The organism is Ammoniphilus soli (assembly GCF_040813775.1).
The window spans coordinates 82,467-98,369 of record NZ_JBEGDL010000007.1; the positions used below are offsets into that span (position 1 = coordinate 82,467).

Here is a 15,903-nt window from a genome sequence, read left to right on the forward strand (position 1 = left end):
ATGATAAAATTATTAGAGACTATTAATGAGTTTGTGAAGAAGGATAGAAAAAGGTGTGAAATGATGGTGAAACAGGAAGCTCTTGAATTACTGGTAGCAAATAAACGGTATCTTAATTTCTATGGTCAAATCAACAAAAAATAGAAAGGTGAGCCAATGATATATTGTAAAGCATGAGAACTCTGTTCGTTCCAGATGAGAATGAGCAGGGTCTTTTTGCGTTCCATTATAAAGGAGACAAGAGGGGGAACTTGTCTCCAATGAAGTAATCGATTAAGCTGTTTCCTTACTTTTTTCCTTCAGTTTCGCAAATTCTTTCTGCACTTCTTCTTGAAGCATAGGATCTAGCGAAAGATTGTTCAGGTATCTTCCAGGCAGAGATTGACGGTTGCTTGCCTCTACTTCAGCCTCCATCATGAAAACTCGTTCTTCCATACGCGCAAAGCTTTTTGAAATATGATCCGTGTCTAAGGAATTTACTGTATGATTGATTTGTTTGATGGATTGAGCTACATTTGCTCTTGAAATCAAGAGCAGCCTTTTGTGTTTTAACTCATCGCATTTTTCTTTTAGTTGATTCAGCTTTTCCTGCAGCATCTTGGTTTGATTTTTAATCGTTGCATACTGTTCTTTATATAATGTTAATTTTTCCTCATGAATCAATTTGTCTTGCAGAGCCAGCTTGGCGAGCTGGTCCTCTTCTTGATCTGCGGCTAATTGGGCTTGGCGAGTTCTTTTAGCGATCACTTCTTCTATACTTAAAATGGATTCCCGTTGTCTTTTCTCCAAAAAAATTTGGTTAGCAAGAGCGTGTTCTCCTTTTGAGATTTCTTCCTCCATTTCGCGTACATATTGGTTCAGCATATTGATAGGGTCTTCGACTTGATCTAGCAGTCCGTTGATTTCAGCTGTTGCAATATTTTTTAACCTGTTAAAGATCCCCATGTTATTCCTTCTCCTTTTGTTTGGTTTGATTTTTTTCCCATTCATCCAAGAAATCAGCTTCAACTTTATATGGGGGATGAGAGCTATAGGTAGAAGTGAATCCTGGCATAGAATGGCTAACACGATGTGTATTCATTTTCTTTATTACCCATCCCACTAAAACGACGATCACCGCGATCCAGAAAACTGCCGATACAACCGGCCAGAAGAAATGAAAAGCTTCCATGTGGTGGTGCCCCCGCATACCATGACCACCGAAACCAAAACCCATAGGGTGAGGCATATAATGGGCACTGTGGAATACTCCAAAGATCGCCATTCCTACCTTTGCTAAGATCCATAAGAGAACGGCAGCCAAAACCCACTTTAAACCTTTCCTGATGTTCATTTGCTTACCTCCTACTGTTTGTCCTTTCTATGCTTTGATTATAGGAAGGCAAAGTGAAAACTCGGTGAAAAATAAAACGGTCATAAAAAAATCCCACTTCATGTGTAGAGTGGGGGTGTGCTGCTATCTAAATAAATAACTCTCCAATTCCTTTAATAAGGCTAGATAGTGAGAAGGAGGATTTAGTTCTGGTCTCTTATTTCTTGCCATCTGGAGGGCCTCCTCACGACGCATTTTAAATTTGTACATATAAAAGGCAGTAATCACTAGGCCGGTTCGATGAACGCCTAGCGTACAGTGGACGAATACGCGGTTGCCTGAGACATATAGATGATCTATTTGGTGAAGCAATTGAAGGAGCCAATCTATGCTTGGAAGGATGAGCGGGGAAAGAGGCGCCCATAACAAGGTTATTCTGTTGGTGAATTGTGTTGGGACAATATCGGGTATTACGCGAAGATTGACGACGGCATTTATGTTTCTTTGGCCCATGGCTGCCCAGTCCTGATCCTGAATTGTTCCACCTGCATATAATCTCCCGGGAATCATTTCGGAAATCGGCATATCTGTAGGGGTCCTCCTCTTGTTTTCTGTACTCTATAAGTATTAATCTGAAGGGTGGAGGGAGAGGATCTGTACAGGAATTGGGCGAAAAGAAAAATGTATGATTACGTTAAAGGAGTGAAAACCATGTCCATTAAACAGCTTAAATCGATAGAAGACTTGAATGAGTTTGTTCAACAACCTGGAAAACAACTGCTTTTCAAGCATAGCACCGCTTGTCCGGTTAGTGCTGAGGCCTACGGGGAATTCCATGCGTTCCTAAAAGAATCGGATACTTCCGCTGCAGAGGTCTTGGTGATTGAAGACCGTCCTGTGTCCAATAAAATTGCTGAACAATTTGGCATAAAACATGAATCGCCTCAAATCTTTCTGTTGGAAGATGGAAAGGTAGTCTGGCATGCTTCTCATTGGAAGATTACTCACCAATCGATTAAAGAAGCATTGAGTCAATAGAGATAGAAAAACAGGGTCTCCCTAAGTAAACCAGGGAGACCCTTTAAAGTTTGAGCAAAGCTTGCTTTAATCTTGATATCCCTTCTGGAATCGATTCGGTCTCTGCCCGGCCAAACGTAAAGCGGATATGCCCGTTTTGAGAGCCGAGCAAGCTGCCTGGAACAAAGATGACCCCATGTTTCAACGACTCTTCAAGCAGTCGATACTCGTTTACCTGATGGGAGAGACGACACCAGAGATGGATCCCGCCATCTGGTATTTGGAACGTAATATCGTCCGAAAGTTCGCGTTGTAAGGCAGAAATCAACAAATTCCTTTTTTGCTGGAGCTTTTGCTTAATATATTGAAGATGCGCATCAAATGACGCTGATTTGAGAAACTCATTGGCAACCCACTGTGGTAGTATGCTATGTCCAAAATCAATTTGCTGCTTCGCATCGGCAAGGCGATGAATCACGTTTTGCGGACCAACGACCCACCCAATTCGAAGTCCTGAAGCCACTAGCTTAGAAAGGGAACTGATATACAGTACCGTTCCGATCTTATCCATGGATTTTAGGGTTGATGTATTGGTTCGATCCGAAAAGGAAATTAAGCTATAAGGGTCATCCTCCACGACCGGGATGCCTAATTTTTCCGTAATGGCTATAACCCGCTCTCTTTTCTCCAAAGATAGAACAGTTCCCGTGGGATTCTGAAAAATCGGGTTAAGAAATACCATCTTAATCTTATGCTTTTGATATAGATGGATAATGTCTTCGGGATTAATCCCGTGTTCTCCGACCGGCAATGAGAATGTCTTTAAGCCAGCTGAACGAAAGGTTGGGAGGGAATGAGCATAAGAGGGATCTTCATATGCTATGGCATCACCTGGATTTAACAAACACTGAATCACAAGATGAAGAGCTTGTTGGGCGCCTGAAGTGATTAAGACTGACTGACTCGTGCATTCAATATTTTTATGCATTTCTAGATGGCTTACAATCGTTTTCCGGAGGTCCAAATTCCCTTGCGGATGGTCGTATCCGAGAGATTGCTGAAATTCAGTTTGGCTGAGTATGGAGCGAAAATCTCCATAAGGCATTAAATCATGAGCCAATTCGCCACTCGCAAAGTTAATCAAGTTCCTCTCATGGATCTCCTCGTGAATGTACTGATACATGGGGAGGTTAGGCAAAAACGACCCCCGTTCAACATAAAGGTCCCAATTCGGGATTCGCGTTCGGGTTAGCCCCCATACATCCTTGCTGACTTTCGTACCGCTTCCTTTAATTCGTTCCACTAATCCATGGGAAAATAATTCGCCGTATGCTGCGACGATCGTTCCTCGGTTAACATCGAGGGATTTCGCTAAAGATCTTTCGGAAGGAAGAAAACTGCCAGGCAGATATTCTCCATAGGCGATTCTCTTTTGAATATAATCGGCAATTTGTTTATAAATAGGGATATCGCTTTTTTTGTCTGGTTTCCATTCCATCGCATTCACCGTCATTAGCCTATTTGGGTATCTCAAAAAGTGGATTAACCTATTAATATGGGTAATAGTATGGATTGTCAAGGGCTCTGATAAAGCAAGGCTATTCTCTTGATCCAACAAAGTGGATGGGTCATTTCATGAAAAATTGGATCGTTATTTTGAGTGAAAGATATACTATAATCGCTTGTAAATGAATCAAGGAGATGAAGTAATGATATATACCATTGCTATTATTATAGGTTGTGTGCTTGCTTTGTTAGGCACATTGTATGTGGCCAAAAACCCGGAAGATAAAAATTATGGCACTGTGAATCGCAGAGTAAAAAATCTAAGTATAATTTACGCAATCGTTACCATTATATTGTTAGCAGCTTTTGTTGTTTATATCTATAGTTGATCAACAAGCGCCTATATCTTTATGTATAATTTGGAAGGTCAGGAGCAAAATACATCAAAAGACAAACTTTAATGGAGTGTAGACTCAATGAATGTGCTTGAGGTACTTAAAGACGCTTTTGCCCCTTTTATGGATGGGGAAAAGAAACCGTTACATGTCGGAGAAGCAATGAATTTATGGTTTTTTCTTGCCCAAGCAGAAGAAGCGTTACGGGTTGAACAAGTAGCATATAACACAACGCAAGACCATGAATTGAAAGAGAAGCTAGGGGATTTAATTAATAATGTGCATAAACCAATTATTCAAGAAATAAAGGATTTTTTACTAAATGAATCGGTTCCGTTACCTCAAGGGACCCCAGAGAAGCCGATGATCGATAATCCGAATCAAACAGTGCCCGAATGGGCAAGAATGTCAGAAGAGGAAATAGCGAATTTTGTGGTGTATAAGATCATATTGGGAATTAACGTTGCGGCTAGGGGGCTCACTGAAGCTGTTCGTGCGGACGTGGGGATGATGTTCGGTAAATATATCATTACAAAAGTGTCGTTTTCCTTAACGTTCAGAAAGTTAATGGAAGAGAAAGGCTGGTTGAAACTTCCTCCGTACTATAATGGATAAGCCCATTCTACACGAGTGGGCTTTTTTATTATGCAATTCAAGCAGGATAGGAAGTACAGTAACCTATTGGGAGGATAATTTTGGTACAATAATCGTAATCTAATCCATGCCTGGAGGGGAAACGATGAAGAATCAGATCTATGAATTGGTATCCATCAACGTTGGAATGCCTAAAAATATGACTTACCAAGGGGAGGTCATATCAACAGGGATTGATAAGCAACCAATAGCCAAGCCCATTTTTCTGTTTAAAACAGGCCTTGAAGGAGATGGCCAAGCCGATCTTGTCCATCATGGCGGAGAAGATAAGGCGATATGCGTCTATCCCTATGTTCATTATTCCTATTGGGCCAAGGAATTGAAGCGCACGCTTTCCTATGGGGCTTTTGGAGAAAATTTGACTGTAGATGGCCTTACCGAAGAGGTGGTATGCATTGGGGATGTTTATGAATTAGGAGAGGCGCTTGTTCAAGTCACTCAGCCCCGTCAGCCTTGCCACAAACTGGCTAAAAAACATAATGAGATTTATCTTCCGAAGTGGGTTCAGGATTCAGGGTATACTGGTTTTTATTTTCGCGTGTTAAGAGAAGGATGGGTGAGTGGGGAAAAGTCTATGAAATTAGTAGAGAGACACCCCAAAAATGTGACAGTAGCCTACGCAAACCGAATGATGCATCATGAAAAAGCGAATATCGAAGGGATGAAAAGGATCCTAGAAGTCGAAGAGCTATCCTTAAGCTGGAGAGAAACCTTTACAAAACGTGTAGCAAACGGCGGTTAAACAAAAAGAGCACCCGAAGGTGCTTTTTTAATGGTTGCTATGCCCCATTTTCCCATGATCCATGGGAGCAGGTTCATCCGCCGGAGCCGGTGCTGGCATTGGTTCGCCACCATGTGCTCCGTGTCCTCCGCCGCTGGCTGATTCAATTTCGATAAGGTGATCTAGGTTTCCTTGCTGATCGTTAGAAATGGACTCGCTGCCTCCGACAATGAAAAGATGATTATAGGGCCCCTCGGTTGGGTCCTTCGTGAATAGTGGTTTTAATTCCTTCAAGTAAGCCAGGAGCGTATCTGGCGCCGTGTCCATATCCGAAAGAAGCATCGGGGCATGCTTTCCTCTATGGGAGAAAGCGACGGCCGGGATAGCCTGGTTGACTTGATCTTTGTTCACGAGCATGAGGCCATGTCCAGGCTGCGTGATGCCCCACCCAAATCCTGTGTTGGGGTCCTTATACTTGGCAAAAGCGATGGCATTTGTATACGGGTCATCTCCTGCAATCCGAGTAACTTGGCCATATTTTTTCAAATCTTCTTCCACTTGTTTGCTCACAGCCGATTCGGGCCCGAGAAGGTAAATATCCGCTTGGCCATTTCGCTTGTTCAACGCTTGATCGGTTTCCTCAGGAATATCATCCTTGGTTACATACAAGAGCGGCTCAGGCATATGAGCAATCCAGTTTCCAGCAGGAGCAGCATATTCCAGCTGTTCGGAAGTAGAAACAATGACAGATTGGGGAAGTTCCCCGCATACAGAAGCATAGTAATCATCGATGGCACCAGCAATTTGAGCTGGATTATCCCCTTTAATTTCTTTAACCTTGAAGTTCGCATCCCCAAGCTGTTTGATTGCAGCTTCATCCATTCCAACGGCAATTACTTGGGTTCCATCTTGGGCTCCCTTTGGATTCAAACGTTTTAACTCCGTCATCACTGCATCGGATATGGAAGATGGGTTGGACACAAGAAGCGGACCATCACTTGGATGGTGGATCAGATCGACAGTAACTAATTGAACTTGCCAATTATTATCGGGAGCAACTAATACCACATTAGGTGTAGTTCCTGCAGGAGTCGCTGGCCAGATCATTTTAGAAGTAGAAATGGAGATTTCTTCTGCATTGGACCCAAGCACCCTGGACGTATTCTTCGTTACCACATTAACATCCGATGCTGGAGCTGGTGCTGCCGCCTGATTGGGTTGAGGCTCTGCCGGTGTTGTTTCCGAGTTGGTGCATGCCACTAAGGCAGCGGACAGAGCGCCGATAGATAATAGCTTGAAAAAAGATTTCATTTTTTATATTCACCCTTTCTTTGAAGTAGAATTTGTTTTTAATTGTGCAGACTGAAGATATAAGAGATCATAAAACAAATTTGTGGAGAAAATATGGAGGGATTTATAATTTGAAGATTTTGGTTATATTTTCCTATTCGAATCCTTGGTCATTCCCACATAGTTTCTCCACATTTATCTGTTAGTATAAAAGTAAAGAGATAGAAGAATCGGGCCTTATAATCAGAGGAGGTTTAGCCATAATGATGCATATTGGTTTTGCCGGAATGCCAATGTTCCTATGGATGCTGTTACAGTGGGGATTGCTGCTGTTTGGCATTTATTTAGTCATTCGCTGGATCAAGGCAGAAAAATCTCCAAAAACTCGGGAAGACGAAGCTCTGCGTATTCTTCGTGAGCGCTATGCGAGAGGGGAAATAAGTGATGAGGAGTTTGACCACAGGCTCAATCGTTTAAACAATGGATAAAGGAGAAATTCCTGTCGTCATGAGAAAGCTATTGCATGTAATACGTACGCATGTGGCTCTAAAGCTAGGGCTATTGCTCTTATCCGTTTTCTTGTTGGTTATGCTAGCCTTGGGAAATATCCTTTACTCTCTCTTTTTATCCTTTTATCTCTCTCACACGACAGAAGAACTTTTGCAGCGGGCACATAGTCATGCAGTTGTCCTAAGCGACCATTTTAATGACGTAACCATTAAGCATGTTATTCAGATGGAAAGCGGATCTCCGTTTATGGTCGTCATCCTTGATCGTGTGGGAAAAGTGCTCGGAAGTTCAGATACCGTCACAGCTCCTCATCATGAGTATTTGCGGAAGGCGACTGAAGGGAAACAGCAAGAAGAATATGCTCTGGAACAGGACTGGCGGACTAAGCCTTTTTTGGTAGGTCGGTCCGCTATATTAGGTGAGGGAATAGAGAAGGGAACCGTTGTCTTATTTACTTCTACTACACCTATTCGACAAGCCGTTGGGGTTCTTCAAGGCATGTTAATAGGGATTGGATTGATCACCGTCCTGATTGTTGCAGGTATCCTTTTTGTTCTTTCACGGATGGTGGTTCGGCCTCTCCTCAATATGAAAAAAGTGACCGGAGAGATTGCAAAGGGGAAATATCAATCCCGTCTTCTCGTTACAGGAGAAGACGAGGTAGCCCAGTTAGCCGATTCTATCAATCATATGTCAAAAGAGATTCAGTTTTATCAGAAGCAGAGAAATGAGTTTCTAGCTGATATTAGTCATGAGCTAAGAACACCGCTTACCTATCTTAAGGGCTACTCGGAAATTCTTCTTATCAAGCGCCTTTCGGGTGATGAGCAAAAAGAATATGTCAGTATCATTCATGATCAAAGTACAAGGCTCCAGCGTTTAGTTCAAGACTTATTCGATCTGGCCCGAATGGAGCAAGGCGATTTTTCTTTTCGAAAGGAATATCTTTCTCTGGAAGAAGTAGTCACGAATGTCTTAACATTGGTGGAATCCTCGATGGACGCCAAAGGGATTGTTATGGAGTATAAGCCACCGAAAGCCCAGCCTTTTATCGATGGGGACCCGCAGCGGTTGGAACAATTATTTATCAATATATTGGAGAATGCAAGAAGATACACTCCACCCAATGGATTCTTAGAGGTGAGTTTTGAGGAGCAACCCTCTCACATAATCGTTTATTTTCGTGATTCAGGACCGGGAATTCCTAAAGAGGAACTGCCTTTCATCATGGAGCGATTGTATCGAGTAGAAAAATCACGGTCCAAAGAAACCGGAGGAGCGGGTCTCGGACTAGCTATTTGCAAAAAAATTGTGGAAGTGCATCAAGGAGAGATCGGAGTAGAAAGTACGGAAGGACAAGGGACCACTTTCTATGTACGGCTTCCGCTGGCAATGAGGAAAGAGAATGAAGGGAAGAAGGGGGAAGTAAATTGAGAAAACCATTACGGTTACTCGTGGTAGATGATGAAGCCCCCATGCGTCGGCTGCTGGAACTATACCTAAAGAAAGGGCAGTATGAGGTGCAAACGGCGGCAGATGGTGAGGAAGCCCTCATCTTATTAAAAACCGGTGACTATGACCTGGTGATTTTAGATATTATGATGCCTGGCATGGATGGCTGGGAGGTCTGTCAACGAGTCAGGACCTTTAGCAACCTCCCCATTATCATGCTGACTGCTCGCGATCAGACAATGGAAAAAGTAAAAGGGCTAAAAATGGGAGCTGATGATTATCTCACAAAGCCGTTTGAGGAAGCGGAGCTTTTGGCCAGAATCGAAGCCCTGTTGCGAAGGGCAGGCAAATCGGCACCCCGATCAAGCACCCACCAACATGGCATCACCGTAAATTCCGATACCCATACGGTTACATACCAAGGGCAAGTAGTTGAACTGACACCGAAGGAATTTGAGCTGCTTTACACCTTTATGAACAATGCAGGAAGAGTATATAGCCGGGACCAATTGCTGGAAATGATCTGGGGAGCTGATTATGTGGGTGATACCCGTACCGTGGATTCCCACGTGAAAAATTTACGGGAGAAGCTGCGCAAGCATGGAGTAGACGTGGAAGCTGTGATTAAAACGGTTTGGGGTGTGGGGTATAAAGGGGTATAAAAATTGCAAACGTCAGTTAAAGCTCCTCAATAGGGGCTTTTTTTGTTTGGAAAACTATCAAAGATGTAGCCAATCCAGATAACCGACTTGTATTGCTCGTAAACTCGATCAAACTCACAAGATTTTAAAAATACTCCCAAACAGGCTGATTTTGATCACGAAACGGAGGAGGAAACTCCCGAAGCGGAAGCTATTCTAAATAACGAGCCACATTTGGTCCCAAACCCCTCAAACTCCCGAACCGTACTAAATCCTATCCCGCTGTGCCTCAAAATTTTCCATTCAACCCCTTTACATAGTATAGGGGGGTATTGTATACTAATAACATAAAGAAACACACAATATGGAACGGATCATAAAGGAGGCAGACAAGTGAATTCTCAGGTTGCTTTATCTAATTCACAGCCCGCAGGTTTATCAAGAGGGATGACGACTCTTACATTTTTGGCTGGTATCTTTATGGGGGCTTTAGACCATGGTATCATCGATGGCAGCTTCTCTAGCAGGAGGATACCTTGTAGACAAAATGGGGGCCTTATCCTTCGTTTCGTTAGTGAATTCCATTCCGGCTTTTTTAGTAACAACGATCATTCTCGGATTCGGTATGGGAATCGTTATCGGTGCTCCCCTTAATATCTTGATTCTTCAAGCAGTAGAACACAAAGAGACAGGAGCAGCCGTAGGTTATCTTAGTTTATTCCGTTCTTTGGGAAGCACAATAGGACCAACCGTTGCCGGCTATTTACTGGCTACATTTACGACAGGTTTCAATATTCTTTTCTTGCTTAGTGCGACGCTTTCCATGATTAGTATCATGATCTTGATGATTTTTATACAAAAGAAGTAAGGATTCAACATCTATGAGAGGGGGAATGCTTATTAAGTAAGTATGGTCGTAAGAGACACAAAATGAACATCTTTCGCCCTTTTTATAGGGTACAGTAGTATGGTAACATACAATTAAAAGATTAAACCCATTCAAAATAAGGAGTGATTATAAATGAAAGAAATTACATTGCAAGTAGAAGGAATGTCTTGCGGACATTGCGTTAATGCCATCGAAGGGGCACTGAAGGAATTAGGAGCGGCTGCAAAGGTTGATTTAGCGGGGAAGTCCGTCTCGCTTTCTTATGATGAAACGAAACTTTCACTGGATCAGATCAAGGAAGCCATTGAAGATCAAGGATACGATGTAGTATAAATACACTTGCCCCATCATTGATGGGGTATTTTCATATCCTCCATCTTATTGCGAAACAATATTTCTATAAAACCAAAAAAAAAAATTGTAAAAAACCCATTGACAATATAGGGTACTGGGGTATACTATTAATACATAAGATAAAGCTGGAAAAATCAATAAGGAGATGACAACCGTGAAAACGAATGAAACCACTCTGCAAGTGACGGGCATGACTTGTGCAGCGTGTGCCTTACGGATTGAAAAAGGGTTGAGCAAGTTGGATGGCGTAACGCAAGCCAATGTCAATTTTGCCTTGGAACGGGCATCCGTGGAATTTGATCCGGAGAAAGTGAATCTTTCTGATTTAGAGAAGAAGATTGAGCAGCTTGGATATGGAACAGTAAAGGAGACTGTCGAGCTGAGTATAACGGGTATGACCTGTGCAGCTTGTGCGAACCGAATTGAAAAAGGGCTGAATAAGGTCAAAGGCGTGAGCAAAGCCACAGTAAATCTTACGCTTGAAACTGCGTATGTGGAATATTCTCCGGCTGAGGTAAGCGTCCAGGACTTGATCCAAAAGGTAGTAAAAATCGGCTATGGGGCTCAATTAAAAGAAGAAGGAAAGAGCGAAGGGGACCATCGGGAAAAGGAAATCGCTAAACAAAAACGCAAGTTCATCATCTCTGCCCTACTATCGCTTCCTCTGTTGTGGACGATGGTCGCTCACTTTTCATGGACATCGTTTATCTGGGTACCTGATGTATTGATGAACCCTTGGCTTCAATTAGCTCTTGCTACACCCGTCCAATTTATCATCGGGGCACAGTTTTACAAAGGGGCTTATAAAGCGCTGCGGAATGGCAGTGCGAACATGGATGTGCTAGTTGCTTTAGGAACTTCCGCGGCTTACTTTTATAGCTTGTATCTTACCATCGAAACCATAGGAAACCCACATGGCCATGGGGTAGGATTGTATTATGAAACCAGTGCTATTCTCATCACGCTAATTATATTAGGCAAATTATTTGAGTCTTTAGCTAAAGGGCGTACCTCCGAGGCAATCAAGACGCTGATGGGATTACAAGCGAAAACGGCCATCGTAATTAGAAACAACCAAGAAACTGTAATTCCTGTGGAAGAAGTGACGCTGGGAGATATTGTGGTTGTTAAGCCAGGCGAAAAGGTCCCGGTAGATGGGGAAGTAATCGAAGGGCGTTCGACTGTGGATGAATCGATGTTGACGGGTGAAAGCATCCCTGTTGATAAGCAGTTGGGCGACAGCGTGTTCGGGGCTACTATTAATAAAAATGGAGTCTTAAAAATCAAGGCTACGAAAGTGGGAAAAGAAACCGCCCTTGCTCAAATTATTAAGGTGGTCGAGGAAGCACAAGGGTCGAAAGCTCCGATCCAACGGGTAGCGGATAAGATTTCGGGGATTTTTGTTCCGATAGTCGTAGCTATTGCCATAGCCGTTTTCTTCATTTGGTACCTTTGGGTAACACCAGGAGATTTCGCCAATGCCCTGGAAAAGTTAATTGCGGTTCTTGTCATTGCTTGTCCGTGTGCGCTTGGTCTGGCAACCCCGACTTCCATCATGGCTGGATCCGGCCGGGCGGCTGAGCTAGGTGTCCTATTTAAAGGCGGAGAGCATTTAGAGGGTACACAGCAAATCGATACGATTATCTTAGATAAAACTGGAACGGTTACGAAAGGAAAGCCCGAATTGACCGATGTAATCGTAGAGAATATGGAGCAAGAATCGTTCCTGCGTCTTATAGGGAGTGCGGAGAAAAACTCGGAACACCCTTTAGCTGAAGCGATTGTGGAAGGCATTAAAGCTAAAGGCGTGAAGCTGGCTGATGTCGAACAGTTCGAGGCTATTCCCGGATTTGGGATTCGTGCGATTGTGGAACAGCAGGAATTGCTGATTGGAACACGCAAACTGATGAATCAATACAACATTTCTGTTGCACAGGCTTTTTCTCAGATGAATGAGCTAGAGACCGCAGGAAAGACGGCGATGCTGGTCGCAATCAATGGGCAATATGCGGGACTGGTTGCGGTAGCAGATACGATTAAAGAAACCTCCAAAGAAGCGGTAGCAAGACTGAAAAAGATGGGGATCCAGGTCTTCATGGTAACAGGAGACAATGAACGGACGGCACAAGCCATCGCCCGTGAAGTAGGGATTGAGCACGTAAGAGCAGAGGTTCTTCCTGAAGGAAAAGCGGATGTGGTGAAACAATTGCAAGCCGAAGGAAGAAAAGTAGCCATGGTAGGGGACGGAATCAATGATGCACCAGCTTTGGCTACAGCAGATATCGGAATTGCTATGGGTACTGGTACGGATGTAGCGATGGAAGCTGCTGACATTACCCTTATGCGTGGAGATCTAAACAGTATTCCGGATGCGATTTCGATGAGTAAAAAAACCATGAGCAACATTAAGCAAAATCTATTCTGGGCGCTAGCCTATAACTCCCTTGGCATTCCCATTGCAGCCATAGGATTATTGGCCCCTTGGGTAGCCGGAGCGGCCATGGCCTTAAGTTCGGTATCGGTTGTTCTGAATGCCTTGCGCCTGCAAAAAGCAAAAGTATAAAGATCTATATTAAACATAAACTTTCCCATCCAGTAAAAAGCTCGGCAGCTGCCGAGCTTTTTTATACATTATTCTCATCCAGATGCCTCAAAAACAAGGTCGCATTCAGATAACGCTTGGAAAGGTTTTGAAAATAAGCGGTTTGTACCGAAAGGGTAGCAATCACGATGGTGTTGCTGATGGCTTCTTTCTGTTCATTAGAAAGGCCGTTCATTTGCTCTGCATATGCCTTGGCATACTTTTGGATGAAAGTGTCCATCGATTGATCCTGCTTAATATCCAATACCTGATCATTATTCTTATCAAGGTCTTCAAAGATCGAGGAGTAGGCAGCATATAAATCGATGGGATTTATTAAATCATCATGATAATCATTAGGATTGTTAAAAATAAGAGCAAACAACTTTCGAATAGAATCAAAATCGAGGGTGGCTTTTAAATCCTCTACCATAAATAACAGAGCCGCTTGATCAATGGCATACTTTTTACCTACTTGAGGAGTGCCGATCCAGTCCTTAATATCTCTTTTCACCCAATTCTGAACAGCTCCTGAAGAAAAATGGGTGTATTCAATTTGATTTCCCAAGGCCACGATTTCGTTTAAAGAAAGACCTACATCCTTTTTATCGAGCTTGATCAGCTTCTCAAGGATAGGCGGCAATGAGGTGGAAATGAAGGCAGCAAAGGTTTTCCCTTTTTGGATATCCTGCTGATGAGTGGCAGACCATGCCTTTTGCAATATGGCTAAGGGTGTTTCGTTAGTGGCTCCTTTTAAGGACAAAAGTAATTCGGACATTGCTTTTCGAGTGAGTTGCAGCATTTCCATAAGCTTCCCCCAAAAATATAGGTTCTTATGAACCTATATTATGATTTATCTTAATAAAAGTCAAAAGATGATTTTAACAGTAGCTATGACGAACTAATTGGTTCTAACCGTCTAAACCGAACTGATTTGTCTTTATTGCCGTTCTGGCGGGGTTTGATTTTGTACCAATAAGATCGTAAAATAAGATCGTAAGAACTTAAAATATGAAGGGGATAGAAAATTGTTAACCGTAAATCTTATGCTGATCGTCTTGTTGATTGCTGCGACTGCGTTCTTTGTGGCAACGGAGTTTGCTATCATCAGACTGCGCGGAAGCCGCGTTGATCAGCTGGTCATGGAAGGGCGCAAAAACGCTTTTGCTGTACAAAGGGTAACAAGTAACCTAGATGGGTATTTATCAGCCTGTCAGCTGGGTATCACCCTTACGGCTCTTGGTCTTGGATGGCTGGGTGAACCTACCGTAGAGCGGATGCTGCATCCATTGCTTCATTCCTTTTTGCCGGAGCCCTTTGTAACCATCATTTCCTTTGCCATTGCTTTCGCTGCCATTACCTTTTTGCATGTGGTAGTCGGGGAATTAGCGCCTAAAACGCTAGCCATTCAAAAAGCAGAAGAGATTAGTTTTCTAGTGGCTCGTCCCATTATTTTTTTCTATAGAATCATGTATCCGTTCATTTGGGTGCTTAACGGCTCTGCTGGTTCGATTATACGTATGTTTGGCTTAAAGCCGGCCAAGGAGCATGAGGAAGCCCATTCCGAAGAAGAGCTTCGGATTATCCTGACTGAGAGCTACGAAAGCGGGAAGATCAATCAGGCTGAGTATGGATATGTGAGCAATATCTTTAACTTTGACGACCTTCTTGCTCGCGAAATTATGGTTCCTCGCACTGATATGATCTGTTTATATAAAGAATATCCATTAGAAAAAAATTTAAAAGTAATCAAGGAAGAACAATATACCCGCTTTCCGGTCGCTTTGGAAAATAAGGACCAGATTATAGGGATGATTAATACAAAAGAATTTTTCTTGAAATATGCAGATAACAATAGTTTAGAAATTGGTCCTCTCATACGCCCTGTGCTGACGGTATCTGAAGCTATACCGGTCAAGAATTTATTGAAAGAAATGCAAAAGCAGCGTTCCCATATTGCCATTCTTGTCGATGAATATGGCGGAACTTCGGGTATGGTCACCATCGAGGATATACTCGAAGAGATTGTCGGCGAAATCCGGGATGAGTTTGATGCTGACGAAAAGGCAGAAATTGAAATTATAAAAGCTAATCATGTGATGGTGGATGGAAAAGTTCTTATTTCCGAAATCAATGATTTGCTGCATATTAATATCGACGAAGATGATCTCGATACCGTTGGAGGCTGGCTGTATACCCAAAATCCTACCCTGAAAGAGGGGGCGGAGTGGTCCTACGGTGACTTGATTTTTATCATAAGAAAGAAGGATAAGCATCGCATTCGCAAAATAGAAATTATAAAGCAAGAAAAGGTACCGACAGAAGAATTAATTGAGGTTGATTAAGTGGTGAAAGGATGGGGAATGTCCCATTCTTTTTTGTTAGGACTCAGGTATCGCCGTTTCCATCAACATTATGGATAGGTAGACTAAAAATCTGTTGCCAATAAAACAAAGAAATGCACAAGTTACAAGCACACGGGCAAGATGTCTGAAATAGGGAAGGGCAAGCCCCTAGTCCTTCGCTGCGGCTTTTGCCGTCGCTTCGCTGCTGGCCATTTTAGCCATTGTGACGCTAGTGG

Annotated in this window: 18 protein-coding genes; 12 read left to right on the forward strand and 6 right to left on the reverse strand. The window is 42.9% G+C overall.

Annotated features, from left to right (window positions below; translation table 11 throughout):
* Window positions 1–144 (forward strand): hypothetical protein, encoded by a 144-nt coding sequence (locus ABLT31_RS15595; RefSeq protein ID WP_367753164.1) that lies wholly within the window; start codon window positions 1–3, stop codon window positions 142–144.
* A 129-nt stretch (window positions 145–273) separates the two neighbouring features.
* Here the strand turns inward: ABLT31_RS15595 and ABLT31_RS15600 are convergent, their stop codons facing one another.
* The 3 genes from ABLT31_RS15600 to ABLT31_RS15610 form a co-directional block, all read right to left on the reverse strand.
* Window positions 274–945 (reverse strand): PspA/IM30 family protein, encoded by a 672-nt coding sequence (locus ABLT31_RS15600; protein WP_367753166.1) that lies wholly within the window; start codon window positions 943–945, stop codon window positions 274–276.
* Window position 946: 1 nt separating this feature from the next.
* Window positions 947–1,333: a hypothetical protein gene (locus ABLT31_RS15605; protein WP_367753168.1), complete on the reverse strand. Its 387-nt coding sequence runs from the start codon at window positions 1,331–1,333 to the stop codon at window positions 947–949.
* Window positions 1,334–1,456: 123 nt separating this feature from the next.
* Window positions 1,457–1,897 carry a protein-tyrosine phosphatase family protein gene (locus ABLT31_RS15610; RefSeq protein WP_367753170.1) on the reverse strand — a complete coding sequence of 147 codons (441 nt, stop codon included), beginning with the start codon at window positions 1,895–1,897 and terminating at the stop codon, window positions 1,457–1,459.
* Window positions 1,898–2,023: 126 nt separating this feature from the next.
* On the opposite strand from ABLT31_RS15610, the gene ytxJ reads away from it, so the two are divergent.
* A complete protein-coding gene (gene ytxJ, locus ABLT31_RS15615) occupies window positions 2,024–2,350 on the forward strand; it encodes a bacillithiol system redox-active protein YtxJ (protein WP_367753530.1) in 327 nt (108 codons plus the stop codon).
* Between the two features lie 43 nt (window positions 2,351–2,393).
* Here ytxJ and pdxR read toward each other — a convergent pair whose 3' ends face one another.
* Window positions 2,394–3,827 (reverse strand): MocR-like pyridoxine biosynthesis transcription factor PdxR, encoded by a 1,434-nt coding sequence (gene pdxR, locus ABLT31_RS15620; protein ID WP_367753532.1) that lies wholly within the window; start codon window positions 3,825–3,827, stop codon window positions 2,394–2,396.
* Between the two features lie 211 nt (window positions 3,828–4,038).
* Between pdxR and ABLT31_RS15625 the strand changes: the two genes are divergently transcribed.
* From ABLT31_RS15625 to ABLT31_RS15635, 3 genes are all read left to right on the forward strand, one after another.
* A complete protein-coding gene (locus ABLT31_RS15625) occupies window positions 4,039–4,224 on the forward strand; it encodes a hypothetical protein (RefSeq protein WP_367753172.1) in 186 nt (61 codons plus the stop codon).
* 87 nt (window positions 4,225–4,311) lie between these two features.
* Entirely contained in the window at window positions 4,312–4,845 is a 534-nt protein-coding gene (locus ABLT31_RS15630) for a DUF3231 family protein (RefSeq protein ID WP_367753174.1), read from the forward strand.
* Between the two features lie 124 nt (window positions 4,846–4,969).
* On the forward strand, window positions 4,970–5,626 hold the full coding sequence (locus tag ABLT31_RS15635; protein WP_367753176.1) for an MOSC domain-containing protein: 657 nt from the start codon (window positions 4,970–4,972) through the stop codon (window positions 5,624–5,626).
* A gap of 27 nt (window positions 5,627–5,653) precedes the next feature.
* On the opposite strand, the gene ABLT31_RS15640 is transcribed toward ABLT31_RS15635, so the two are convergent.
* Window positions 5,654–6,916 (reverse strand): cell wall-binding repeat-containing protein, encoded by a 1,263-nt coding sequence (locus ABLT31_RS15640; protein ID WP_367753178.1) that lies wholly within the window; start codon window positions 6,914–6,916, stop codon window positions 5,654–5,656.
* A gap of 242 nt (window positions 6,917–7,158) precedes the next feature.
* On the opposite strand from ABLT31_RS15640, the gene ABLT31_RS15645 reads away from it, so the two are divergent.
* The 6 genes from ABLT31_RS15645 to ABLT31_RS15670 all read left to right on the forward strand — a co-directional run bounded on the left by ABLT31_RS15645 (window position 7,159) and on the right by ABLT31_RS15670 (window position 13,304).
* Entirely contained in the window at window positions 7,159–7,383 is a 225-nt protein-coding gene (locus tag ABLT31_RS15645; protein WP_367753180.1) for an SHOCT domain-containing protein, read from the forward strand.
* Window positions 7,376–8,839, forward strand: a complete 1,464-nt coding sequence (locus ABLT31_RS15650; protein ID WP_367753182.1) for a sensor histidine kinase — start codon at window positions 7,376–7,378, stop codon at window positions 8,837–8,839. The genes ABLT31_RS15645 and ABLT31_RS15650 overlap by 8 nt, the downstream gene beginning before the upstream one ends.
* Window positions 8,836–9,519 (forward strand): response regulator transcription factor, encoded by a 684-nt coding sequence (locus tag ABLT31_RS15655; RefSeq protein ID WP_367753184.1) that lies wholly within the window; start codon window positions 8,836–8,838, stop codon window positions 9,517–9,519. Before ABLT31_RS15650 ends, ABLT31_RS15655 begins: the two co-directional genes overlap by 4 nt.
* Before the next feature lie 475 nt (window positions 9,520–9,994).
* Complete coding sequence (locus ABLT31_RS15660) at window positions 9,995–10,366, forward strand: MFS transporter (RefSeq protein WP_367753186.1); 372 nt, start codon at window positions 9,995–9,997, stop codon at window positions 10,364–10,366.
* A 153-nt stretch (window positions 10,367–10,519) separates the two neighbouring features.
* A complete protein-coding gene (locus ABLT31_RS15665) occupies window positions 10,520–10,720 on the forward strand; it encodes a copper ion binding protein (RefSeq protein WP_367753188.1) in 201 nt (66 codons plus the stop codon).
* A 175-nt stretch (window positions 10,721–10,895) separates the two neighbouring features.
* Window positions 10,896–13,304 (forward strand): heavy metal translocating P-type ATPase, encoded by a 2,409-nt coding sequence (locus tag ABLT31_RS15670; protein ID WP_462976497.1) that lies wholly within the window; start codon window positions 10,896–10,898, stop codon window positions 13,302–13,304.
* 61 nt (window positions 13,305–13,365) lie between these two features.
* Here the strand turns inward: ABLT31_RS15670 and ABLT31_RS15675 are convergent, their stop codons facing one another.
* On the reverse strand, window positions 13,366–14,130 hold the full coding sequence (locus ABLT31_RS15675) for a DUF1836 domain-containing protein (protein WP_367753193.1): 765 nt from the start codon (window positions 14,128–14,130) through the stop codon (window positions 13,366–13,368).
* Between the two features lie 220 nt (window positions 14,131–14,350).
* On the opposite strand from ABLT31_RS15675, the gene ABLT31_RS15680 reads away from it, so the two are divergent.
* Window positions 14,351–15,667, forward strand: coding sequence for a hemolysin family protein (locus ABLT31_RS15680; RefSeq protein ID WP_367753195.1), 1,317 nt, complete (start codon window positions 14,351–14,353; stop codon window positions 15,665–15,667).
* The last annotated feature ends 236 nt before the right edge of the window (window positions 15,668–15,903 follow it).

What these genes read in the sequence shown, in the direction of transcription:
- ABLT31_RS15595 (WP_367753164.1), top strand. Translation starts at nt 1, where the DNA reads ATGATAAAATTATTAGAGACTATTAATGAGTTTGTGAAGAAGGATAGA.
- ABLT31_RS15600 (WP_367753166.1), bottom strand. Translation starts at nt 945, where the DNA reads ATGGGGATCTTTAACAGGTTAAAAAATATTGCAACAGCTGAAATCAAC.
- ABLT31_RS15605 (WP_367753168.1), bottom strand. Translation starts at nt 1,333, where the DNA reads ATGAACATCAGGAAAGGTTTAAAGTGGGTTTTGGCTGCCGTTCTCTTA.
- ABLT31_RS15610 (WP_367753170.1), bottom strand. Translation starts at nt 1,897, where the DNA reads ATGCCGATTTCCGAAATGATTCCCGGGAGATTATATGCAGGTGGAACA.
- ytxJ (WP_367753530.1), top strand. Translation starts at nt 2,024, where the DNA reads ATGTCCATTAAACAGCTTAAATCGATAGAAGACTTGAATGAGTTTGTT.
- pdxR (WP_367753532.1), bottom strand. Translation starts at nt 3,827, where the DNA reads ATGGAATGGAAACCAGACAAAAAAAGCGATATCCCTATTTATAAACAA.
- ABLT31_RS15625 (WP_367753172.1), top strand. Translation starts at nt 4,039, where the DNA reads ATGATATATACCATTGCTATTATTATAGGTTGTGTGCTTGCTTTGTTA.
- ABLT31_RS15630 (WP_367753174.1), top strand. Translation starts at nt 4,312, where the DNA reads ATGAATGTGCTTGAGGTACTTAAAGACGCTTTTGCCCCTTTTATGGAT.
- ABLT31_RS15635 (WP_367753176.1), top strand. Translation starts at nt 4,970, where the DNA reads ATGAAGAATCAGATCTATGAATTGGTATCCATCAACGTTGGAATGCCT.
- ABLT31_RS15640 (WP_367753178.1), bottom strand. Translation starts at nt 6,916, where the DNA reads ATGAAATCTTTTTTCAAGCTATTATCTATCGGCGCTCTGTCCGCTGCC.
- ABLT31_RS15645 (WP_367753180.1), top strand. Translation starts at nt 7,159, where the DNA reads ATGATGCATATTGGTTTTGCCGGAATGCCAATGTTCCTATGGATGCTG.
- ABLT31_RS15650 (WP_367753182.1), top strand. Translation starts at nt 7,376, where the DNA reads ATGGATAAAGGAGAAATTCCTGTCGTCATGAGAAAGCTATTGCATGTA.
- ABLT31_RS15660 (WP_367753186.1), top strand. Translation starts at nt 9,995, where the DNA reads ATGGTATCATCGATGGCAGCTTCTCTAGCAGGAGGATACCTTGTAGAC.
- ABLT31_RS15665 (WP_367753188.1), top strand. Translation starts at nt 10,520, where the DNA reads ATGAAAGAAATTACATTGCAAGTAGAAGGAATGTCTTGCGGACATTGC.
- ABLT31_RS15675 (WP_367753193.1), bottom strand. Translation starts at nt 14,130, where the DNA reads ATGGAAATGCTGCAACTCACTCGAAAAGCAATGTCCGAATTACTTTTG.